Origin of the sequence: Mesorhizobium sp. BAC0120 (assembly GCF_033542235.1) — a bacterium.
In the GTDB taxonomy this organism is placed as follows: Bacteria; Pseudomonadota; Alphaproteobacteria; order Rhizobiales; family Rhizobiaceae; genus JAWRCU01.
This window is the reverse complement of sequence record NZ_JAWRCU010000009.1, coordinates 1-21,740: the sequence shown is the minus strand read 5'-3', so window position 1 is coordinate 21,740 and position 21,740 is coordinate 1. Positions and strand designations below refer to the sequence as shown.

20 protein-coding genes are annotated in these 21,740 nt (G+C 63.9%); 9 read left to right on the top strand and 11 right to left on the bottom strand.

Annotated elements, in window-relative coordinates; translation table 11 throughout:
* Positions 1 to 2: 2 nt before the first annotated feature.
* The 3 genes from SAZ10_RS19935 to SAZ10_RS19925 are packed head-to-tail and all read left to right on the top strand — an operon-like array spanning position 3 to position 3,017.
* Positions 3 to 851 (top strand): transketolase, encoded by an 849-nt coding sequence (locus SAZ10_RS19935; RefSeq protein ID WP_318611326.1) that lies wholly within the window; start codon positions 3 to 5, stop codon positions 849 to 851.
* Complete coding sequence (locus tag SAZ10_RS19930) at positions 848 to 1,825, top strand: transketolase family protein (RefSeq protein WP_318611110.1); 978 nt, start codon at positions 848 to 850, stop codon at positions 1,823 to 1,825. Before SAZ10_RS19935 ends, SAZ10_RS19930 begins: the two co-directional genes overlap by 4 nt.
* 10 nt (positions 1,826 to 1,835) lie before the next feature.
* Complete coding sequence (locus tag SAZ10_RS19925; RefSeq protein WP_318611109.1) at positions 1,836 to 3,017, top strand: mandelate racemase/muconate lactonizing enzyme family protein; 1,182 nt, start codon at positions 1,836 to 1,838, stop codon at positions 3,015 to 3,017.
* 59 nt (positions 3,018 to 3,076) lie between these two features.
* On the opposite strand, the gene SAZ10_RS19920 is transcribed toward SAZ10_RS19925, so the two are convergent.
* The 3 genes from SAZ10_RS19920 to SAZ10_RS19910 form a co-directional block, all read right to left on the bottom strand.
* Complete coding sequence (locus SAZ10_RS19920) at positions 3,077 to 3,766, bottom strand: amino acid ABC transporter permease (RefSeq protein ID WP_318611108.1); 690 nt, start codon at positions 3,764 to 3,766, stop codon at positions 3,077 to 3,079.
* Positions 3,763 to 4,428: an amino acid ABC transporter permease gene (locus tag SAZ10_RS19915; protein ID WP_318611107.1), complete on the bottom strand. Its 666-nt coding sequence runs from the start codon at positions 4,426 to 4,428 to the stop codon at positions 3,763 to 3,765. Before SAZ10_RS19915 ends, SAZ10_RS19920 begins: the two co-directional genes overlap by 4 nt.
* Before the next feature lie 176 nt (positions 4,429 to 4,604).
* Positions 4,605 to 5,420 carry a transporter substrate-binding domain-containing protein gene (locus SAZ10_RS19910; RefSeq protein WP_318611106.1) on the bottom strand — a complete coding sequence of 272 codons (816 nt, stop codon included), beginning with the start codon at positions 5,418 to 5,420 and terminating at the stop codon, positions 4,605 to 4,607.
* A gap of 319 nt (positions 5,421 to 5,739) precedes the next feature.
* On the opposite strand from SAZ10_RS19910, the gene SAZ10_RS19905 reads away from it, so the two are divergent.
* Genes SAZ10_RS19905 through SAZ10_RS19885 form a run of 5 tightly spaced genes read left to right on the top strand, consistent with a single transcriptional unit; the run spans position 5,740 to position 11,474 of the window.
* Entirely contained in the window at positions 5,740 to 8,163 is a 2,424-nt protein-coding gene (locus SAZ10_RS19905; protein ID WP_318611105.1) for a thiamine pyrophosphate-dependent enzyme, read from the top strand.
* 7 nt (positions 8,164 to 8,170) lie between these two features.
* Positions 8,171 to 8,911 carry an E3 binding domain-containing protein gene (locus tag SAZ10_RS19900; RefSeq protein ID WP_318611104.1) on the top strand — a complete coding sequence of 247 codons (741 nt, stop codon included), beginning with the start codon at positions 8,171 to 8,173 and terminating at the stop codon, positions 8,909 to 8,911.
* Between the two features lie 39 nt (positions 8,912 to 8,950).
* Entirely contained in the window at positions 8,951 to 10,057 is a 1,107-nt protein-coding gene (locus SAZ10_RS19895; protein WP_318611103.1) for an Ldh family oxidoreductase, read from the top strand.
* Positions 10,054 to 10,671, top strand: a complete 618-nt coding sequence (locus tag SAZ10_RS19890; protein WP_318611102.1) for an SDR family NAD(P)-dependent oxidoreductase — start codon at positions 10,054 to 10,056, stop codon at positions 10,669 to 10,671. Before SAZ10_RS19895 ends, SAZ10_RS19890 begins: the two co-directional genes overlap by 4 nt.
* A 26-nt stretch (positions 10,672 to 10,697) precedes the next feature.
* Positions 10,698 to 11,474, top strand: coding sequence for an SDR family NAD(P)-dependent oxidoreductase (locus SAZ10_RS19885; RefSeq protein WP_318611101.1), 777 nt, complete (start codon positions 10,698 to 10,700; stop codon positions 11,472 to 11,474).
* A 352-nt stretch (positions 11,475 to 11,826) separates the two neighbouring features.
* On the opposite strand, the gene SAZ10_RS19880 is transcribed toward SAZ10_RS19885, so the two are convergent.
* The 7 genes from SAZ10_RS19880 to SAZ10_RS19850 form a co-directional block, all read right to left on the bottom strand.
* The gene (locus tag SAZ10_RS19880; protein WP_318611100.1) at positions 11,827 to 12,642 is read right to left on the bottom strand and encodes an HpcH/HpaI aldolase family protein; all 816 of its coding nucleotides are present in this window, start codon (positions 12,640 to 12,642) and stop codon (positions 11,827 to 11,829) included.
* A 20-nt stretch (positions 12,643 to 12,662) separates the two neighbouring features.
* Positions 12,663 to 13,754: an NAD(P)-dependent oxidoreductase gene (locus tag SAZ10_RS19875; protein ID WP_318611099.1), complete on the bottom strand. Its 1,092-nt coding sequence runs from the start codon at positions 13,752 to 13,754 to the stop codon at positions 12,663 to 12,665.
* Positions 13,754 to 15,025, bottom strand: coding sequence for a mandelate racemase/muconate lactonizing enzyme family protein (locus SAZ10_RS19870; RefSeq protein ID WP_318611098.1), 1,272 nt, complete (start codon positions 15,023 to 15,025; stop codon positions 13,754 to 13,756). Before SAZ10_RS19870 ends, SAZ10_RS19875 begins: the two co-directional genes overlap by 1 nt.
* Positions 15,026 to 15,034: 9 nt before the next feature.
* Complete coding sequence (locus tag SAZ10_RS19865) at positions 15,035 to 15,898, bottom strand: carbohydrate ABC transporter permease (RefSeq protein WP_318611097.1); 864 nt, start codon at positions 15,896 to 15,898, stop codon at positions 15,035 to 15,037.
* Positions 15,895 to 16,806, bottom strand: a complete 912-nt coding sequence (locus SAZ10_RS19860) for a sugar ABC transporter permease (RefSeq protein ID WP_318611096.1) — start codon at positions 16,804 to 16,806, stop codon at positions 15,895 to 15,897. The genes SAZ10_RS19865 and SAZ10_RS19860 overlap by 4 nt, the downstream gene beginning before the upstream one ends.
* Before the next feature lie 251 nt (positions 16,807 to 17,057).
* Positions 17,058 to 18,386 carry an extracellular solute-binding protein gene (locus SAZ10_RS19855; protein WP_318611095.1) on the bottom strand — a complete coding sequence of 443 codons (1,329 nt, stop codon included), beginning with the start codon at positions 18,384 to 18,386 and terminating at the stop codon, positions 17,058 to 17,060.
* A gap of 122 nt (positions 18,387 to 18,508) precedes the next feature.
* Entirely contained in the window at positions 18,509 to 19,210 is a 702-nt protein-coding gene (locus SAZ10_RS19850) for a GntR family transcriptional regulator (RefSeq protein ID WP_318611094.1), read from the bottom strand.
* Positions 19,211 to 19,281: 71 nt separating this feature from the next.
* Here SAZ10_RS19850 and SAZ10_RS19845 point away from each other — a divergent pair, with 71 nt between their 5' ends.
* Complete coding sequence (locus SAZ10_RS19845) at positions 19,282 to 20,295, top strand: C-terminal binding protein (RefSeq protein ID WP_318611093.1); 1,014 nt, start codon at positions 19,282 to 19,284, stop codon at positions 20,293 to 20,295.
* A 232-nt stretch (positions 20,296 to 20,527) separates the two neighbouring features.
* On the opposite strand, the gene SAZ10_RS19840 is transcribed toward SAZ10_RS19845, so the two are convergent.
* On the bottom strand, positions 20,528 to 21,691 hold the full coding sequence (locus SAZ10_RS19840; RefSeq protein ID WP_318611092.1) for an IS4 family transposase: 1,164 nt from the start codon (positions 21,689 to 21,691) through the stop codon (positions 20,528 to 20,530).
* Between the last annotated feature and the right edge of the window lie 49 nt (positions 21,692 to 21,740).

Genomic DNA, 21,740 nt, shown 5'->3' with positions numbered 1-21,740 from the left:
AGATGCTGCGCAACTCTCCCCCCGGCCAGCCCGATATCGCCGCCCTGCGCGCCCGGGCAACAAACCTTCGCCGCCATATGCTGACCATGGCGCGCGGCCAGGGCCAGGGTTATATCGGCCAGGGACTTGGCATAGCGGATGTCCTGGCAGCCCTTTACTTCCATGAGCTGCGCTATGATCCGGAAAATCTCGCCTGGGCAGAGCGAGACCGGTTTCTGCTTTCGACCGGCCATTATTCGATCGCTCTATGGGCGGCGCTTGCCGAGGCCGGAATCATCCCCGTCGAAGAGCTCGTCACTTACGGCGCCGATGACAGTCGGCTGGAGATGTCGACGCTAGACACCACCCCTGGAGTGGAGGTGATCGGCGGCTCGCTTGGGCACGGTCTCGGCCAAGGCGTCGGGCAGGCACTCGGCCTCAGGCTTCTCGGCTCCGACGCGCGGGTGTTCGTCGAACTGTCGGATGGGGAAATGCAGGAAGGATCGACCTGGGAGGCCGCGATGTCGGCCAGCCATTTCAAGCTCGACAGGCTGGTGGCGCTGGTCGACTGCAACGGCATTCAGGCCGACGGTCCGGTCGTGCTCGACATGGAGCCCGTTGCGGACAAGTGGCGCGCTTTCGGCTGGGATGTTTCCGAGGTCGACGGCAACGACATGGAAGCTGTGGTTGCCGCCCTGGCCTCGGCGCGCGCACGCGACGGCCGGCCGAAGGCAATCGTGCTCCGCACCTTGCCCGGAAAGGGTGTGCCGCGCATCGAAACCAGCGAGAAATCGCATTTCTTTCGTGTCGATGTCCGCGAATGGGACGGCATCATCGCCGATTTCGAGCGCAGCGTGGGAGCCCTGCAATGAGCGCACCAGCAAGGACACTCGCCATGGGCGAGAACGAGGCAGTTGGCGCAGCACGGCCGACCATCGATGCGCCCTTCGGCCGAGCGCTGACGCGGCTTGGCCACGAGCGCCCCGAGATTGTCGGGCTCACGGCCGACCTTGGCAAATACACCGATATCCTCCCGTTCCGGGATGCCTTCCCTGAGCGCTTCTTCAATATCGGCATGGCGGAACAGAACCTTGTCGCGGTCGCCGCCGGCCTAGCCCGCACCGGGCTGGTTCCGTTTGCGACGACTTACGGCGTGTTCGCCAGCCGGCGCGCCTTCGACTTCGTCGCGATCGCGCTCGCCCATTCGAACCTCAACGTCAAGATCATCGCCGGCCTGCCGGGCCTCACCACCGGCTATGGCGGCACCCACCAGGCGATCGAAGATCTCGCATTGATGCGGATGATTCCCGGCCTGACGATCATCGACCCGTGTGATGCCATCGAGATCGAGGCGGCTACGGAAGCGATCGCCGCCTATCACGGCCCGGTCTACATGCGCCTCCTGCGCGGCGCCGTGCCGGCGGTCTTCGATCCGGGCTACAGGTTCGAGATCGGCAAGGCACGGCAGCTGCGCGAGGGCAAGGATGTCGGCATCATCTCGACCGGTTTCATGACCGAACGTGCGCTGGATGCGGCCGAGATCCTGGCAAAAGAGGTGGCCTCGGTCGCGGTCCTGCACGTGCCGACCATCAAGCCCTTCGATGCCGAGGCAGTGGCAGCATTCGCCGCAGGAGTCGATCGCGTCGTCACCGCCGAGAACCATGTTGCGGTCGGCGGCCTGGCGAGCCTGGTGGTAGAGACCCTGTTCGATGCCGGCATCGCTCGCAAGGTCACGCGCATCGGGCTGCCTGACCGGTATATCGAATGCGGCGCTGTCCCAACCCTGCAGGCGCGCTATGGCCTGACGACCGAGGCGGTCGTGGCCAGTATCGCCGAACTCACATGAGTCGTCTGCCATGAAGATCACCGACATCGAGACCTTTACCGTCGGGGCCGGCTGGAAGAACTGGCTCTTCGTCAAAGTCCATACGGATCAGGGGATCCACGGCATCGGAGAAGGCACGCTCAACGGCTTCATCAGAACAACCGAAGCGGGCGTTCACGAGCTGAGGCATCTGGCCGTCGGGCAGGATCCGCTCCGCATCACGGAGTTGGCCAAGCGCCTGCTGGACAGCGTCTCGCTCGACGGCGGCCACATCCACAGGACGGTGATTGCCGCAATCGAAGTCGCTTGCTGGGACATTCTCGGCAAGAGCCTCGGCGTGCCGATTCATCAGCTGCTGGGCGGCCGCGTGCGCGGCTCGGTCCTCGGCTATGCGAACGGCTGGTACCGTACGGAGCGGACGCCGGAGGCGTTCCTGGAAGCAGCCCGGGCTGTGCTGGCCAAGGGCTTCAAGGCGTTCAAGCTCGATCCGTTCGGCACGGCCCAGGGATTTATTTCCCGCGAGGAGCTCGATCTGTCCTACGAGATCTGCCGGACGTTGCGCGAACGACTGCCCGCCGACACGCTGATCCTTATCGACGTGCATGCGCGCTTCACCGAGATAGCGGCGCTGCAAGCCGCGCAGAGGTTTGCCGACCTCGACATCTACTGGTGGGAGGAGCCGACGTCGCGCGATCGTCAGGAGACCGTGCATGAAGTTGCGCACCGCTCGCCAATCCCTGTCGCCACGGGCGAGATGTACGATACGGTCGGCCAGTTCTACACGCTGGCGGCCGGCGGCGGCGTCAACATATTCCAGCCGGAGCCGATGTCGCTTGGGGGCATAGGGCCTACGTTGCAGGTCGCAAATCTCGCCCTTGCGCATGGCAGCTACATCGCCCCCCACCAGAGCGGCGGACCTGTGGCGACCGCGGTCTGCCTGCAACTCGCCGCGGCGGTTCCCAACTTCCTGATCCAGGAGCATTTCGACGCCTTCAACGACCCTTGGACGCGTGATCTCGTCACCTGGCATCCGACGATCGAACCGGCGAATGGCCATCTGTCGTTGCCGGACGCTCCAGGGCTCGGCATCGATCTCAATATCGAGGCCATCGAGGCTCACCCTTACGATCCGGACGCCTATCTCAACGTGCATGCGAAGGGATGGGAGAAGCGGCTCGGCACACGGCAGGGAGCTGCAAAGCAGTCACAATAGCTGCAAGAAATTGGGCGAGCGGAGCGAAAGTCCGAGCGTAGCTGCCTGAGCCCCTCGCCTCACGCGGACATCACGAGCGGCTGCTCGAGCTTGCGCGCGACACCGACGGCGAACCGCCTTTCAAGCCGGGTGGACAGGAGCGAGAGCGGCCAGCACAACGCGAAATAGATCGCCGAGGCAGTGCCGAACACCAGCACCGGCTCGAATGTGACGGTGTTGATCTGCACCGAGGCGCGGGCGACCTCCGTGAAGCCGATCAGCGAAGCGACGGATGTCGACTTCACGATCTGCACCATGAATCCGACTGCCGGCGGTAGCATCAGCCGCACCGCCTGCGGGACGATCACCAGCCGCAGAGTGCGCAGGAAGCGGAAGCCGAGCGCCGTGGAAGCCTCCCACTGTCCCTTCGGGATCGCCTCGATGGCACCCCGAAAGATCTCGCCGAAGAACGCCCCGCCGTTCAGGCAGAAGGTGAGCGCGGCGGCGGTCCAGACATCAGGCCGATAGCCGAGCAGCGACGAGCCGTAATAGGCCATGAAGAGCTGGATGAGCAGCGGCGTTCCCATGAAGAACTGGATGTAGACAGCAGCCAGCCAGCGCAGCGCCCCCACCGGCGCGACGCGGAGCGCGGCGATCACCATGCCAAGCACGCCGCCGCCGATGAAGGCGATCAGTGCAAGCACGATGGTCCAGCGTGCGGCGAGCAAGATGAACATCAGCTCATTGGGGCCAAAATCACGCAGGCTCATTGCTTCCACCGGAACAGAAACCGCCCGACCCCCGCAAACAGCAGGCTCGCGAGCTGCACGGCCACGAAATAGATGACAGCCACCACGATGTAGACCTCGAAGCTCCGGAAGGTCTGCATGACCAGATTGTTGGCGATGGCCGTGAGCTCCTCCGCGGCGATGGCGCCGACAATCGATGTACCCATCAGCTGCAGGATGAACTGCGCCGATAGTGACGGGTAAACCGCCCGCACTGCGGGGGCGAGGACGACATGGCGCACAATCCGATAAGGGCTCAAGCCCAGCGATTTGGCCGCCTCGACCTGGCCAGCAGGAATGGATTCGACGCCGGCGCGCAGGATCTCGGTGGCATAGGCGCCAAGATGGATCGACAGCGCGATCACGGCCGAGGTCCCCGGCGTGAACTTCATTCCGATCAGCGGAAGCGAGAAGAAAACGATGTAGAGCTGGATGAGCAACGGCGTGTTGCGGATGAGCTCGACATAGAGGCCGATCAGCCGCGACAGCCAGCGCGGGCCATAGCTGCGACCAACGGCTCCGAATATTCCGACAATCGTGCCGAAGACGATGGACAGCGCCGCGTAGACGATGGTCTGCGACAGGCCCCAGAGCAACCTGTCGAGATGCACGAGAACCGGGCCGAATTGCAGGGCGGTTGTCATGGAGCTCCCGTCCGTACGATGATAGCCGGGACTGCTGGCGGTCCCGGCTATCGGTTGCTGCCTAGCCTGTTTCGACTAGAGCGGCGTGCGTTCAATTGGATCGCCACGCCGCTCTATCTCTTTGTTTACGCATCGGATTTGTCCGAAAACCGCTGCGCACTTTTCGGTCCGATGCGCTAGAACACCGGAAGCGGCGGCAGTGGCTGGTGTCTGTATTTCTGCGACAGCCCCTCGAGTGTGCCGTCTGCCTTGACCGTCATCAGCCAGGTGTTGATCCATTGGCGCAGGTCGTCGTTGCCCTTCGCCACGCCGATCCCGAAATAGAACGATTTGAGCACATATTTCTGCTCGAACTCGTCGCCGGATGCGCTTTTCTTCAGATAGATTTCGCCATAGTCGCCGCCGCCCACCGCATCGAGCTGACCCGAAAGCACCGCCTGCATCAGCGACGAATAATCGTCGAAGCGCAGTATCTCGATGCCGGGGTGCTGTTCGGCAGCTTTGGTCACCAGCCCATCTTCGCCGGTGCCGCGCGTGACGCCGACCTTCTTGCCGACCAGATCCTCAGGCCCCTTGATGACCGTGCCCTTGGGGGCAATCACGACCGACGACTGGCCCGCATAGGGGATCGAGTAGTCGATCTGGATGGCGCGCTGCGGCGTGATCGAGAAAATCGAGATCACGGCATCGACCTGCTTTGTCAGCAGCGCCGGAATGCGGCCGGGCGATGTCACGGTGACGAACTCGACGGGCACGCCGAGCGCCTCACCCATTTTCTGCGCGACTTCGATGTCGAAGCCGGTGGGCTTCAGGTCGGCGTCGAGGAAACCATAGGGCGGTGTCGTCGTGTCGATCGCCACGATGAGCTTGCCGCGCGAGATGATCTCGTCGACGGTCTGCGCGTTGGCGGGTGACAGCAGAGCGGCGGCTGCGACGAGCAGCCATGCCCCGAACATGACACCGATCTTTGTGAAACCTGTACGTATTCGCATTTTTCTCCTCCCATGCAATCGATGTGAAACGTCCGCGCCCCTCCGGTGCCGCGGCGCGCTTCTGCTCAAATATCGAAGGCGCTTTACAGACAGCAGAGCGCAAGCGACCTCCTGATTCATCAGTGATGCTATTATAATAATTTGGCGTTGTCCACGGATTGGAAACTGTTTACAAAACCGCGAAGCTGATCCGGGAAAGAAGTGGAAGAGACGCGTCCACGGCATGTGTGACGTTTGCGCGTAGCCCGATAACGGTATAATACTATTATAAGAGCATGTGCCCCGATCCGGTTGATGGTTGGCACGCAGAAGGTGGGAAATGGCCCGATCAAACAGCGCCCTTGCCGGCAAAACTTCCAGCCGCGCGAAGCGCAATCTCGATGTTCCGTTGCTCCTCAAGCTCTACGAGCAGATGCAGTTGCTGCGACGGTTCGAATCGGTCGCGCAAATCGCCTGCCGCAAGGGCGAGACGCCCGGCTTCCTCCATCTCTATATCGGCGAGGAAGCGACCGCCGTCGGAGTCTGCGCACATCTGAGGCCTACCGACTGGATCACCTCGACCCATCGTGGCCACGGTCATGCCTTGGCCAAGGGGATGGATCCGAAGATCCTCATGGCCGAGTTGTTCGGCAAGCGCGACGGATGCTGCGGCGGACGCGGCGGCACCATGCATCTCTACGACCGCTCGATCGGCCTGTTTGGTACCAACGGCATTGTCGCGGCCGGCATCAGCCATGCCGTCGGGGTCGGGATGAGCGCCCGCGCCCAGGGCCGCGACGATATCGGGGTCGCTTTCTTCGGTGACGGTGCAACGAACCATGCCGGTTTCCATGAAGGGATCAACTTCGCGGGGATACAGCGCGCGCCGGTCGTGTTCGTCTGCGAAAACAACCTCTACGCCACGGCCACGCCGCTGAAGACCGCGACGCTGAACCCGGAGATCGCGACCCGAGCGGCCGCCTACGGCATCCCTGGCGTGGCGGTCGACGGCAACGACGTGCTCGCCATGTACGAGGCAATGGGCGAGGCCGTGCACCGCGCCCGCCGCGGCGACGGCCCTACCCTGATCGAGGCAAAGACCTACCGCACCGTCGGCCACCACGAAGGCGACCCGGTCACCGGCACCTACCGCACCCAGGCCGAGGTCGACGAATGGGCTAGGAAGGATCCGGTTGCGACCTTCCGCAAGAAGCTGATCGAGGATTTCGAAGCCGTTGCCGCCGGCGAGATCGACAAGATAGACGGCCGTGTCGAACAGATCGTGCAGGAAGCTTTGGAGTTCGCCCGGAAGTCGCCCGAGCCGGACTCCTCCACCGCCTTCCACCATGTCTTCGCCGAGCCGCTCAATCCTTCGGAAGCCCTGGCTCACCGGCCCAGGACCGGCGGGCCGGTCACGAGCTGGCTCGACGCCGTTCGTGACGGCATCGCCGAAGAAATGCGTCGCAATTCGGCGATCCTCTATTTCGGCGAGGGCACCGGCGAGCGCGGCGGCACCTTTGCGCATACCAAAGGCCTGTGGGCAGAGTTCGGGGCGCAGCGCATGGTCGACACGCCGATTTCGGAGCAGGGCTTCACAGGTGCCGCGCTCGGCGCCTCCGCGACTGGCGCGCGGACGATCGCTGACCTGATGTTTGCCGATTTCATGTTCGAGGCCGCCGGCCAGATCGTGCTTCAGGCAGCCAAGCTCCGCTATATGTCTAACAATCAGATGAACGCGCCGATGGTCGTGCGTGTCGGTGCCGGCGCCGTTCGTAGCGCCGGTCCTCACCACTCCGGCGCCTATCATCCTGTCTGGGCGCATGTGCCCGGCCTGATCGTCTGCCTGCCCTCGACGCCGGCCGACGCCAAGGGCCTGATGAAAACCGCGTTGCGCAGTTCAGATCCAGTGCTGATGCTCGAGATGAAGGCACTTTTCGCGACGAAAGGCGAAGTGCCGGAAGGCGAACATCTGGTGCCATTCGGCGTGGCGCGTATCGCGAGATCCGGCAAGGACCTGACGATCGTCTCCGCTGGCCAGCTCGTGCATCGCAGCCTGGAAGCGGCGGAGACGCTTGCCGGACAGGGCATCGACTGCGAGGTGATCGATCTGAGGACGATCGTGCCGCTCGACGTGAAGACGGTTGCCGAGAGCGTTGCCAAGACGCACAGGCTTCTGATCGTCGATGAAGGGTGGGCGATGTGCGGGGTCGGCGCCGAGCTCGGCCAGGCCATGAACGAGATCGCCTTCGACGATCTCGACGCGCCTGTCGGCCGACTGCACACGGAGCCGGTATCACATCCGCTTGCCCCTTCGCTGGAGCGCATGATGCTGGTCAGCACGGACAAGATCGTGGCTGCGGCCAAAGGCGTTGTAGAGGGGCGCGCACCGGTGCCGTGGCACTGGCGCTTCCCCGGCGTCGAGGCAGCCCCTGTTGCAGCGGTCCCCTCGCCAGCCCCCGCGGCAGCCAACACCAACGCGCCTGCCACTGCCGCTTCGGCAGCAAATCCCCCTCCTCCCACCACCGACGCGGCAGAGGGTGAGGCGATCACCATGCCGTTCGGCGATCTCACGGTCAGCGAAGGTACGATCGTGCGCTGGGTCAAGACCGACGGCGAAGCCGTGAAGAGCGGGGACCTCGTCGCAGAGATCGAGACCGACAAGGCAGTCGTCGAAATCGAGGCGCCCGTTGCCGGGAGGCTCGCGATCGAGAAGCCCGAGGGCACTGTCGTGCCCATGGGCGGCCGTATCGGTGCCGTATACTGACGCCGCCATGACCGCCCCATCGGCTGCCCTCCCCGCCGCGCTTGCGCCGCGCATTGTCGCTACCCCGTATGCCAGACGGCTGGCCCGCGAACGCGGCGTTCCCCTGTCGGCCATCTCGGGCAGCGGCCCGAACGGTCGCATCACCGGCGATGACATCGCCGTTTATCGGCCAGAAGCTAAGACGACCGAGCCGGCCGAGATCCGATCGGCCGTCGTGCAACCGCAGAGTTCCGAGCGCTTGGCATCGGCGACAGCGCCCGTTCCGGCTGCTATCGTCGTCTCCGTCGAATTCGGGGCGGCGGAGGCCTTGCTTGCCCGTATCGCCGAGGTGCGGGCGGAGGTTGCGCGCGAGGACATTTGCCTCAAGGCAGCAGGGTTTCTGCTGCAGGCCTTGCCTTCACCAGAGCCGAAAGACACCGTCATCCTGCTCGCCGGCGACCAGAGGCGATTCCTTACTGGGCTTGCGGATGCCTCTCTAAGCGCCATTGCGGCCATGCGATCAGGCACGCAGGACGAGGGCCCGGCGGGGCTCGCCATATCGTTCGTCGGCAAGCCCGGCATCCGTCCTGTGGCGGCGCGACTGATCGACAGCGCCCCGGCGCGATTGGTCGTGGGAGCGCCGGACAAGCACGGCACTGCCGATTGCCTGCTGACTTACGATCCTGCAAGAATCAGCGACCAGGATGCCGAATCGTGCCTGGCAAATTTCAGGGATCTTGTTGAGGCGCCGTTCCGACTTTTGGTCTAGAGGGTTCGACCAGGCCGGAACAGCAGGATTGGAGGAGCAATGGCGATCGAGCCGATCGAAGGGTTTCTGAGCTCCGCGGCGGACCTGTCCGAATATATCGCGGCCCTCCTCCAGGCAGGCGGAGCAAGCTCGGAGAGCGCGGAAGCCGTAGCCAGGGCCGTCGTCGACGCATCCTCGCGTGGCGTCGACACTCACGGGGTCCGGCTCGTCCCCTGGTATATTCAGATGCTGGAGGGCGGCCGCGTCAACAAGACGCCGAACGTCACCTTTACGAAGAAGGCGGCTGCGGTCGGCCATGTCGATGCCGACAATGGCTTCGGCCATCTGGCCAGCTTCCGCGCCATCGAGGAAGGAATCGCGCTGGCTCGCGAATGCGGCGTTGCGGCCGTCACCGCAGGCCGGTCCACGCATCACGGCGCGTCCGGCGTCTATGCGCTCGCTGCGGCGCGCGCCGGCTTTGCGGCCATCAGTATGACGCATGCCGATCCCGCAGTCGTACCGTTCGGGGGAACGAAGCCGTTCTACGGCACCAATCCGATCAGTTTCGCAGTTCCCGCGCCCGGCGAGGAGCCGATGCTGCTCGACATGGCGACCAGCTCCATACCCTATAATCGCATCTTCCTGCGCCGCTCCACAGGCACGCCGCTTCCCCCCGACGTCGCTGTAACACCCCAGGGAGAAGTCACCACCGATCCCTTCAAGGCGACGGCCGTGCTGCCCGTCGGCGGCGCCGGCTTCGGCTACAAGGGCGCCGGGCTCGCCGCCATGGTCGACATTCTTTGCTCAGCCTTTTCCGGCATGGGCCATGGCTTCACGATCGATCCGCTGGCGGGCACCGACTACACCAAAACCATCCCGATCGGCCATTTCTTCCTGATCCTCAACCCGGCCATCTTCCAAGCCCTCGCTACGTTCGACGCTCGTGTAGGCGCCTTCCTGGCCGACCTTCGCCGCCAGCCGGCGCAGCCCGGGCAGAAGGTGATGGCGCCGGGCGATGTGGAGAAGGCCGAAGCAGCGCGCAGGGCCGCCAACGGCATCCCGATCGATCGCACGACCTGGGCTTCCCTGGCCGAAACGGCCGAGCGGTACGGTTGCACCGTGCCCCCTTCCAGGCCGACGTCCAGCGGGAAGGAGGCCACAGCGTGAACATAGACCTGAACGGCAAGCTCGCGCTTATGGCAGGCGGAGAAGGTTCACTCGGTGAGGCGGTGAGGAATGCGCTTACTGAAAATGGCGCTGAGGTCGTGCATATCGATCTCGTTGCAGACGCAGAAGCGTTGGGTCGCTCCGTCGACGACGAGCCATTCCTGCTCATCCTTATCAGCAAAGGCGCCAATGGCCTGCCGGGCACGGACCAGGCGTTCGGAACCGAACAGGCGGAGTTTACGCGTATAGCCAGGCGCCTTGCGCCGAAGCTGAAGCGTGTCGTCATCCTGTTCTCCTCAGCGGGGCTGGTGCCGGTGAGAGGTCTGGCCGATTTCTCGGCCGAACAGGCAGGCCTTGCTTCGCTGACGCGCACGCTGGGCATGGAGCTCGGGCCGTCAACGGTGGTGAATGCGGTGTCGGTGGGCGCCTTCGATGCCGAAGGCGGTGCGCAAAGCGGCCGGTTGCTGAGCCATACGGCTGTGAAGCGGCCTGCTTCGCTGAGCGAGGTCACCGCGGCGGTTCTGTTTCTGGCCGATCCCGACAACAGCTACATGACCGGCCATACGATCAATGTCGATGGCGGCTGGGCGGCTGGCTATGCGCGCAATTTCTGAATCCGAAGGCGCTGCGGGGACGAACCATGCGCACTGATCTCACCGGCCAGGTCATCTTCATCACGGGCGCCGCGGGCGGCATCGGCAGTGCAACGGCGCGCCGGCTGGCGCGCGAGGGCGCCTCGATCGTGGTTGCCGACATCGACAAGGCTGGGGCCGAGCGCGTCGCTGCCGAGCTGCCCTCCGCGCTGGCGGTCTCGCTCGACGTGCGCAAGGCGGCCGACGCCGAGCGGGCGGTCGAAGCAACGCTTGAGCGCTTCGGCCGGATCGACGTGCTGGTCAACAATGCGGGGGTCAACACCTTCAAGGACCGCGTCGACATCGATGCCTTCCCGGAGGAGGAGTGGCACCGCGTGGTCTCCATCGACCTGGACGGTCTCTATGTCGTGAGCCGCGCGGTCGTCCGGCCGATGATCGAGCGCGGACGGGGCCGTATCGTCAACATCGCCTCCGTGGTGGGCGTCACCGCCATGCGGCTGCAAAGCGCCTTCGTGGCGGCCAAGGCCGGCGTGATCCATTTGACCCGCTCGATGGCGCTGGAGCTTGGACCGAAAGGCATCCTCGTCAATTCGCTCGCGCCCGGCTCCGTGCTCACGGAAGGCACCAAGAAGCTGTTTTACGGTGAAGACGGCACGTTCCGCGCCCAGATGGCGGGCTTCATGCAGCATGTTCCGCTCGGCCGGCCGGCGGATGTCGAGGAGATCGCCGAAGGGATCCTATTCCTCTGCGAGCCGTCCAACTCCTACATGACGGGCCACCTGCTGATGGTCGACGGCGGCTGGACAGCGGGGTTCATGTTTTGAGGAGGTCTGGAGCTGGCAGCGGCCATTAGCCCAGAGCGTTCTGCAATACGCTTGACTCAGGCGCGGCAGCCCTGATGGTAGACTCGGAGCGTTGGCGCTGCCCCTCATCCCCCTGCCGGGGACTTCTCCCCGTAGAACGGGGAGAAGGACGCCGGCCGCAATGAAGGCGCTCGTTCTGCAACGTCGGCGATTGGCGAAATCAAAACGGCAGTCGTTCTTCTCCCCGTTTACGGGGAGAAGTCCCCGGCAGGGGGATGAGGGGCAGCGCCAACAGCCAACCTTGCGGCCGCTGGAAATCCCCTCCGCCAGTCCAAATGGTCATGTGGCATAAAGCCTGCGTCAACCTAACGGTCTACCGCCCATAAGCAGACTTCCCCGCCTCTCGCGCAGCCTGCTGGGCGCTATAAGCCCGCCATTCCTTCATCAACTCGGTGATCCCGAGTCGGTAGAAATAGATCTCGCTCCCGGTCGCCACGAGGAGAAAGCCTTCGTCGAACAGCTGGTTCGCCGTGCGGCCGATCCGCGGCACGGTGGCGAGCGGCTTGCCGGCGGCGCGGGTCGCCGCCGTCGCCTTCTCGATCGCGGCATTCACCTCCGGCGCGCCGGTCTGCCCCGGCATGCCGAGGCTGCCGGAAAGGTCGGTCGGCCCGATGAAGACAACATCGACGCCGTCGACTTCGGCTATGGCCCGGGCGTTCTCGACGCCGAGCGCAGTCTCGATCTGCACGATGATCAGCAGATTGTCGTCGGCGCGGCCGTAGTAATCGGGCACCAGGCCGAAGCTCGACGAGCGAGTGATATCGAAGGCGTTGCCGCGCCTGCCCCGCGGCGGAAAGCGTACGGCTTCGACGATCGCGCTGGCCTGCTCGGCCGTCTCCACCATCGGCACCAACAGCCCTTCCACGCCGGCATCGACCAGCCGGCGCAGATAGGTCGGATCGGACGAGGGAACGCGCACGATGAAAGTCGCGTCCGTGCAAGCGGCAGCCCGCATCATGTCGACCGCATGCTGCAATCCGCCCATACCGTGTTCTTCGTCCATGATGATGAAATCGAAGCCGGCGACAGCGGCCATCTCGGCAAATGCCGGCGAAGCACTTTGCAACCATGTGCCGAAGCTCTTCTGGCCGGCACGAATGCGCGCTTTCAGTCGATTGGGGCGAAACATCGTCTGTCCTGATTGGATGGTTACGAATTGCGGTTGGCGGCGAAGCGAGCGAGCTTCGCGCGGAAGCCCGGGCGTTCGAGCACGTCAGGGTTGACGACATTGTCCGGCACCAGCCCCTGGCTCGCGCTGATAATGCCTTCGGCGACGGAGACCATCGTCATCCGCGCGGCATCGCGCGTCGAGGGCAGCCAGTGCGGCGTCAGGATGACATTGTCGAGCTTCGTCAGCGGGTGATCGGAGGGGATCGGCTCATGCTCGAACACGTCAAGGCCCGCGCCGGCGATCGTGCCATCCTGGAGCGCCTCTATGAGCTCGGCCTCGCGCACGATCTCACCGCGCGCCACGTTGACGAAATAGGCGCTGCGCTTCATGCGCCGGAAATCGCTCGCTCCGATCATCGCACGTGTGGTGGCATCGAGCCGATTGTGCAGGCTGACGAAGTCCGAAGCTTCCAGCAGCTCCGCCAACGTCGGCACCAGCCGAACGCCGAGCGCCGCTGCGTCGTCAGCCCTGGCGCGTGGCGAAAAGGCGATCACCTGCATGCCCCAGGGCTGGGCAAGGCGCGCCAGCTCGCGGCCGCTGGCGCCAAGCCCGACAATGCCCAACACCTTGCCGGGCAGGTCGACGCCCATTGTTGCGGCCTGCAAGTCCCAGCGGCCGCGGCGCACGAGGCCCTCCTGCTCTTTGAGCCGCTTGGCGAGCGCCAGGATCAGCAGGAAGGCCGATGAGGCGGTGGCATGGGTGAGCGTGTCGGGGGCGTTGAAGACGGCGACATCGTTCTCGGTGCAGGCGGCAAGGTCGATCTTGTCGTATCCCGCGCCGGCCCTGCCGATCACCGTCAGCCGCTCGGCGCTGCCAGCGAAGGCGGACGCCCTCACCCATGGCCGGAAGATGACGATCGCATCCGATTGCTCGACCTGCGCAGGCGTGATCTCCAGCGAATAAAGTCTGTCCCAATAGCCGGTGTCGCCCGGCCGAGGGCTCTGGTCCCTCAGATAGTCCTGCCGAATGAAGGGCAGATCCTCATAAAGGTCGAGCGCGATGTCCGGCACGGCGAGCCGGCCGCTCTCGTCCAGGTAGTCGCCCGTGTAGTTCACGGTGAAGGGGGGCATCACCACACCTTCAGGCTCTCTTCGGTGGTGGTTTCGATGCGCGCATTGGGCCGGCTGAAGAGATCCTCGCGAAGACGTGTTCCCAGTCCAGGCCGGTCGGCCAGCGTCAGCCTGCCATCGGCAAGCTGCATGCGATCTTCCAGCACATCATTGTACCAGCCGTCGACATAGCCGCGGACGATCTCCATGATCAGCCCGTTCGGCGCGTTAAGCATCATGTGGGTGGCGGCCCAGAGCGCCACCGGGCCGATCGTGTCGTGGCAGGTAAAGGGCAGGAATGCCGTGTCGGCCATGGCAGCGACCTTGCGCCCCTCCGTCAGCCCGCCGCCCCAGGAAAGATCCATCATCGCGATGTCCATCGCGCCCCTTTCGATCCACGGCCGGAAGCCGAAGCGCGTGAAGACGCGCTCGCTCTGGCAGATCGGCACAGTCGTTTCGGCCTTCAGCCGCACAAAGGCGTCGACATTGTCGGGTGGCATGATCTCTTCGAGCCACATGACGTCAAGTGGCTCGAGCGCCTTGGCGATCTTCACCGATGACGGCAGGTCCCAGCGGCAATGGCCTTCGATGGCGATCTGCATCTTGTCGCCCACGGCTCGGCGGATGTCCTCCACGATCGCCACGCCAGCCCTAAGGTCGTCATTGGAGATGCCAAGGCCACGCGTGCCGGCCGCGGTCACGGCGCCCCAGACCTTGGTCTGGCCGCGTTCGTTCTCGGGCCCCGCAATGCCGGGTCCGAACTGGTCGAACGGCCAGATCTTCATGGCCGTGATGCCCTGATCGAGCAGGTCCTGCGCAAGCTCTCCTGCCCTGCCGTTCAGCCATGCGTCGAGGTCGGGATATTTTCCGAAGCCAACGCAAGTGTTGTAGACGCGGATGCGGTCGCGGCTGCGGCCGCCGAGCAGAGCATAGATCGGCAGCCCGGAGATCTGCCCGACCAGATCCCAGAGCGCCACGTCGAGGGCCGAGATGGCACGCATCTCGGCGCCCATGACGCCGCAGAAATTCGTCAGCGCGAACATGTTCTGCCAGTGGTTCTCGATGTCGCGTGGATCGCGGCCGATGAGGAGCGGTGCATAGACGTCATGAATGATGGCGGCGACCGCCCGTGGCAGGTAATAGGTCTCGCCGATGCCGGACAGTCCGGTGTCGGTATGCACCCGTACCCAGAGATTGTTGGGCAGCGCCTGCCGCGCCTTCGGATTATCTTGCTCCCAAACGGCTGCCGGGACCGCCTCGAACCAGATCGTCTCGATCTTCGTGATCCGCATTTTACTCCCCTATCCCTTTACCGAGCCGGCGGTCAGGCCGCGCAGCACGTGGCGCTGGATGGCCATGTAGAACAGCACCGGAAGCACCGAGAACACTACCCCCGCAGCCATCAGCTGGAAGAGCGGCGTGTCGAGCTGGGTCATCAGCGTGGCGATACCGAGCGAGGCCGTGTAGAGGTCGCTGTCGATGATCAGCGTCGAGGCGAAGAGGAACTCGTTCCAGCTGGCAAAGAAGGCGATCACGCTCACCGCGACAAGGCCGGGCTTCGCCAGCGGCAGGTAGACGCGCGGCAACACGGAAAGTCGGTTGCAGCCGTCGATGAGGGCAGCCTCGACCACCTCCTTCGGAACGGCGTCGAAGGCGCTTTTGAGCACCCAGGCGCATAGCGGAACGACGAAGGCCGTGTGCAGAACGGCAAGGGCTGTGAGATTGTTGGTCCATCCGAAGCTGCGATAGAGCGCCAGCACCGGGGCCACTACGATTGCGGCCGGCATGATCTGCGTGAACAGGAGCAGCAACCCGAATGCCGAGCGGCCATGCCAGTGCAGCCCGGACAGCGCATAGGCGGCCGGAATCACGAATATCAGAGTTGCGATCACGGTGATTGCAGCGACGAAGGTCGAAACGGCCAGCCAATGCCCGATCGGCTTTTCACGGAAGAGCTGCGCATAGGCCGCCAGGTTCAAGCCCTTCGGGTAGAGAGGCGGCGGGAAGGACAGCGAATATTGCGTCGGCTGGATGGAGGAGAGGAGCATCCAGTAGACGGGAAAGAAGACGACCAGGCATACGACAATGATGGCACACACCCTGAGCAGCCTGGCCCAATGGACGCCGCCAGCACTCTGCGACGCCGAACTGTCGGCTACCCTCATGTCTCCCTCGCCAGCCGGCGCTGAATGAAGATGAAGGCGATCGTCGCCAGCGCCGAGATGAAGAAGCCGACGACCGCGATCGCGCCGGCATAGCCGAAATTGTAGAAGCGGAAGGCCTGCATATAGATCGCCGGCGCAAGCGTCGTCGTCGCGTCGACCGGGCCGCCACCTGTGATCAGCCAGATCAGCGTGAACTGCTGGGTGGCGAAAATGAACGCCAGCACCGCCAGCAGTGCGATGGTGTCGCGAATGCCGGGTATGGTGACATGGAGGAACTGACCGATCGGGCCTGCCCCGTCCACGCGCGCCGCGTCGTAGAGTTCATCCGGCACGTTCTGAAGCGCGGCGAGCAGAACCAGTGAATAGAACGGAAAGCCCTTCCACACGGTGACGATGATGACCGCGGCCATGGCAAGCGTCGGGTCAAGCAGCCAGTTCTGATTCTGATCGACGAACGGCAGCAAGCGCACGAGCCGGTTGAAGACCCCGAAGCTCGGGTCGAGCATGAACACGAAGGCGATCGCCACCGGCACGTCGGGGATAGCCCAAGGCACGGTCAGGATGCTGCGGACCACGCCCCGGCCGGGAAAGCTCCAGTTCATCAAGAGCGCCACCGCCAGAGCCACGACCAGGACGAGAACATCGACCGTCAGCGTATAGATCAGCGTGTGGCCGAGCATCCGCCAGAAGTCCGGATCGCTCCACATGAAGCGGTAGTTGTCGAGGCCCAGGCTGCCGTCGAAATTCTCGAGGCTTACCAAGCTGCCACGCAGGATCGGATAGAGGACGAAGACGCATTCCAGCAGCAGCGCCGGCAGGATCAGCAGATAAGGCAGCGCAGCGCCGTCGATCAGGCCGCGGCGTAATGGTCGGGCGGGGGCGTCGTGAGCGATTGCGGCGGAGGTCAAGGCTGCCTCGACGACCACGATAGCGGCTCACCGTAGGCGCCGCCCCTCATCTGGCTGCCGCCATCTTCTCCCCGCAGAGCGGGGAGAAGGACGCCTTCATCGACGATTTCGCCAACCGCCGACATTGCAGAAATCGACGCTTTCATATCGGCAGGCGTCTCTCTCCCCGCTTGCGGGGAGAGATGTCCGGCAGGACAGTGAGGGGCAGCGCCAACATTTCCAATCCTGTACTTGCCGCTCGAAACTAAGTCTCAAATCCTCGCGGCCAGCGCCTCGAGCTGCCGCTGCGCCGCGTCCATGGCTTCCTTGACCGAGCGGCCGCCGGGCTGCAGTGCGCTCTGGAAATTCTGCATGATGATGCGGCCGAACTGATCGTCGACAAAAGCAAAATCGCCCATCACGTCGATCGGCGAGACCTGCTTGGCCTCATTGTAGCCCGTCACCCATGGCTTGTCGGCCAGGAAGTTCTTGAACTTGTCAGACTTGGCTGCAAGGTCGTAAGGCGGGATCACGTAGAGGTTTGTCTCCATCAGATCGGCCATCACCTCGGGCGTCATGGCGAATTTGATGAATTCCATCGCGCCGTCGACATTCTTGCTCGTGCTCAGCGCCATCAGCGGATGGATGCGGTCAAGCGAGCGCTTGCTCGCCCATGGCGGCGCAGCCGACAGCAGGTTCGGATAGATCTCCGGGTTCGTCGCGCGCAACACCACCACGGTCGGGTTGACGCCAAACGCCTGGGCGATGCGGCCATCGGCTGCGAGCTTCATGATGGCACCCATCGCCGTGCCCTGCGGTGCGCCCGCATCATAGAGCTGTTTCCAGAGCTCCATTCCCTTCACAGTTTCCGGCGAATTGGCGAGCGGCGTCTTGCCCTCCGCCCATTTGCCGTCGAAGGGCAGACAGAAATTCTGCAGCTGGAACCACCACTCCCCGCCGTCCGCGATGGTATTGAGGAGGGCGATGCCGAATTGATCGGGACGTTTGGTAAGCTTGCCCGTCGCATCGACCCACTCGTCGGCCGTCGTGGGAGGCTTGAGCCCGGCATCGCCGAAGAGCTTCTTGTTGTAAACCAGCGCGAAATTCACATCGATCGCCGACAGGCCATAGAGCTTGCCGTCCTGCTTGAGGAACTCGTGGCCGCCGCTCAGCGTGATGCCGAGATCGGCCACGATCGGATCGAGCGGCTCCACGACCTTGAACTTGCGGATCATCTGGGCAGCGAGATCGGGCAGGCCCATCAGGACGTCGGCATCGATGCCGCCGGCCTGTGCCTGGATCACGACGTTGGCTGCATATTGTGCAACTGGCCAGCCGGTCCACTCGAGCTTGTACTTCGATTGCGATTGGTTGAACTTGTCGAACAGTGCGTTCCAGCCATCCTTTTCGCCGGGCTGGAACTGCTCCCAACTCATAACCTTAAGCGTCACGCGATCCTGCGCAAAGCCGCGCCTCGCCGTGGTCGGCACGGCTGCCGCGGCGCCGAGCGCAGCGGCGCCGGCCATGAAGCCGCGGCGTGAAACGGTTGCCTTCGAGATCAATGCTGACGTCCTGCGGTCATTGCGCCGGTCTTGCGGCATGCCACTCCTCCGTCTCCTCCCCCGGCGCCGGTTTCCCTAGACAGCGGGTTGCACCGGGAACTGTTTATTGTTTACAATCGAAGAGTAGAGTCTGGAACTGCCCAGTGTCAAGGCAACAGCTATCAGGAAATCGACGACAGCCGTCCGCTCGCTTGCAGAATCGCAAGCAGGCGTGCGCGGGCGCCGTTGATGTGCTCCTCGATCATGGCCTGTGCAGCTGCCGGATCGCCGGCGCGGATGACCTCCACCAGACGCAGGTGGTCGCGATGCCAGCTGTCGAGATAGTCCTCCGGCAGCGCATCGCGCAGCATCAGGAACATCATGAGTTGCGAGCGCAGCGTCTCCCAGGCCCGATAGAGCCGCGAGCTGCCGGCAGCGCGGAAAATGGCGTCGTGGAATTCGACGTCGAGCTCCGCCACCAGCCGTCGCGTCACGGTCGCGCGCGGCATACCGCTAAAGCGGGTGAGCACGGCCTCGATCTCCGCCAGTTCCCGGGCGCCGGCTTTGCGGATTGCCTGCTCGATGGCAAGCCGCTCCAGCGCAAGTCTGAGGCTGTAGATCTCGGATACATCGTCCTCGGAGATTTGCGCCACGGTTGCGCCGCGATGCGTCTCGTGAACGACCAAACCTTCCTGCTGCAAGCGGAAGATGGCTTGCCGGACTGGTCCGCGGCTCACCTTCAGCGAAGCGGCGAGGTCCTCCTCGATGAGCCGCGCGCCCGGTTTGATCTTGCCGGCGAGGATCGCGCCACGGATGGCGTCAACCACGTCATCTGTGAGAACCCGGCGCGGCTTGGGTTCGAAGTCGAAGGCATCGTCGCTCATTGTCATTTGGATACAGTCAACGAAAGAAGTTCGCCAGTCCCGGCAGAGGCCTGCGAGAGAAGAGAGGATCAATGCGCATTCTGAAAGTTAACACTTACGCTCCCGATACGGCGCTGTACCAGGCGTTCGGTCCTGACGTCGTGTTCGATATCCATCGCGACCCTTCGGAGCCTCCCTCGCTCGACCGATGCCGCGCCGCCGATGCCGTCATCAACTGCTCAGCGACGCTGCCGATCGGCGTTGGCGCCGAGCATTTCGAGCGTTGCAGGATCGCCGTTCGCGAAGGCGTCGGCTATGACACGATGGACCTCGCCGGCTGGGGAGCGCGTGGCGTTCCGGTCTGCAACGTGCCTGACTACGGCACCACGGAGGTGGCCGACCATGCGCTGGCCCTGCTTCTTGCCCTGACGCGCGGTACCAGCAGCTATCAGGAGGCCGTGCGGGACCGCTCCGACGGCTGGCGCTATGACGCAGCCCCCCTGGTGCGGCGTTTGCGCGGTCAGACTTTCGCAGTGCTCGGCCTCGGCCGCATCGGGCTTGCAGCGGCCCGGCGTGCCGCTGCCTTCGACATGAAGGTCATCTTCTACGATCCCTATCTGCCGAATGGCGCAGAGCTCGCCGCGGGCTACGAGCGCGTGCGCAGGATCGAGGAGGTCATGGCCCGCGCCGACATCCTGTCGATTCATACGCCCCTCAACGACGAGACCCGGGGCATGGTCGGTGTAGATCTGCTGGCCAAGGCCAAGCCGGGGCTGATCGTGATCAACACCGCCCGCGGACCGATTGTGGATCTGGACGCATTGGGCGAAGCATTGAAGACGGCTCGCATCGCCGGTGCCGGTCTGGACGTGCTGCCGAAAGAACCAGCCGATTCGGACCACCCGCTGATCAAGGCCTACAGGCAGCGCGAGGCTTGGACTGAAGGACGGCTGATGCTGTCGCCGCACTCGGCCTTCTATAGCCCCTCCGCCCTGGAAGATATGCAGCGCAAGGCGATCGAGGTGATCGTCAGCTATCTGCGCGAAGGCGTCCTGATGAACTGCGTAAACGCCGAGCATATGAAGCGGGCTCCCCGCGCTGCGTAGAGGGTTCTGCTGGTCGCAAGGCGCAGCGCTTCATATCGCTGGCCATCTGGACCGGGGGGATTCTACCGCCTCGTTGGCGCTGCCCCTCACCTGCCTGCCGGCATCCTCTCCCCGTAAACGGGGAGAGGCACGACTGCCGCCTTCATTTCGCCAATCGCCGACGCTGCAGAACGAGCGCCTTCATCGCGGCCGGCGTCTCTCTCCCCGCTTGCGCAGGGCTGTCCGGGGAAAATTATGCATATGCGAAGCTCATCTGATGCGGGGAGCAAGTCGGCTTCCTTTTGCTTGGATTGACGGGCGGTGGGCGTTCGATTGCGCCGATGTGGCGGCGCTCGAAGAGACAGCAGGCGACGAGGTCGGTGAAGCGCAGGATCGGCAAGGCGACGCGATGAAGGCGGGCGGCAATCCTGAGCAACACATAGGCGATCATGGCAGCCAGGAGCTGCAGGCGGATGGCGTTGTCGTTGTTGCCGATGAACTTGCGGATCTTCAGATGCTGCTTGATCCAGCGGAACAACAGCTCGATCAGCCAGCGGCCCTTGTAGAGGGCTGCGATCTCGACGGCCGTTCGCTGGAGATCGTTGGTCAAGAGCGTGATGGTGTCGCCGTTGTCTCGCTTCACGATGATGCGGCGCAAGGGGATCGGCAGCTTGGCATGGCCTTTGCTGGCGAGCTTCACCTCGGCATCCTCGACAACGGTGAAGCCGTCACCTTCGGCCGTTGCGAGGCTGCGCCTGTTCAGCACGTCGAGGCCCATGTTCAACTTGGGCCGGGTGACGAAGAAGGCTTCGGCATTGGCCATCGCCGTCCACCAGCCGTAGTGGCAGTAGCCCTTGTCGAAGACATAGGTGGCGCCTTTCTTGATCGTCACCGTGCGGCCGACCTGGGCGTCGTTGACGTTGGCATCGGTGATGTCGAGGATGCGCGGGCAGTCGCTGTCGGGGTCATAGACGACGTGCATCTTCATGCCGCGGATGCGGCCGTTCGACTTGGCCCACTCGCACAGCTTGCCGAGCGGGATCGGGGTGGAATCGATCAGCTGCACCATTTGTGTGCTCTCGCGCCGTGTCAGCCGATCAAGCTGGTCGGCAAGCAGGCTGAAGAGATCGGCAAAGACCGCGACGGGGCGGCGCAGGTTGGCATCCGACAACGTCGAGCGCGCCAGTCGGCCGCTGCCCAGATGATAGTGATGCTGGCAGTTGGCGTTCCAGCCGGCGACAAGGCCGCGCAGGCTCCCCGCACCGCTGAACTGGGCATAGATGAGCGCCATCAGATGGTCCCAGCTCTTGAACGCCTTGTCGTAGGCGTTCCCGTCATGGCTATCCACAATCGCCTGGAAGCGACGGCGATTGATCGGTTCAACCAGCTTGCCAAGAATGCTAGGTGAAAAGCGCATGCCCCGTCCCCTTTCTGAGTCTCGACAACCAGAAGGTAGACGGAAAATC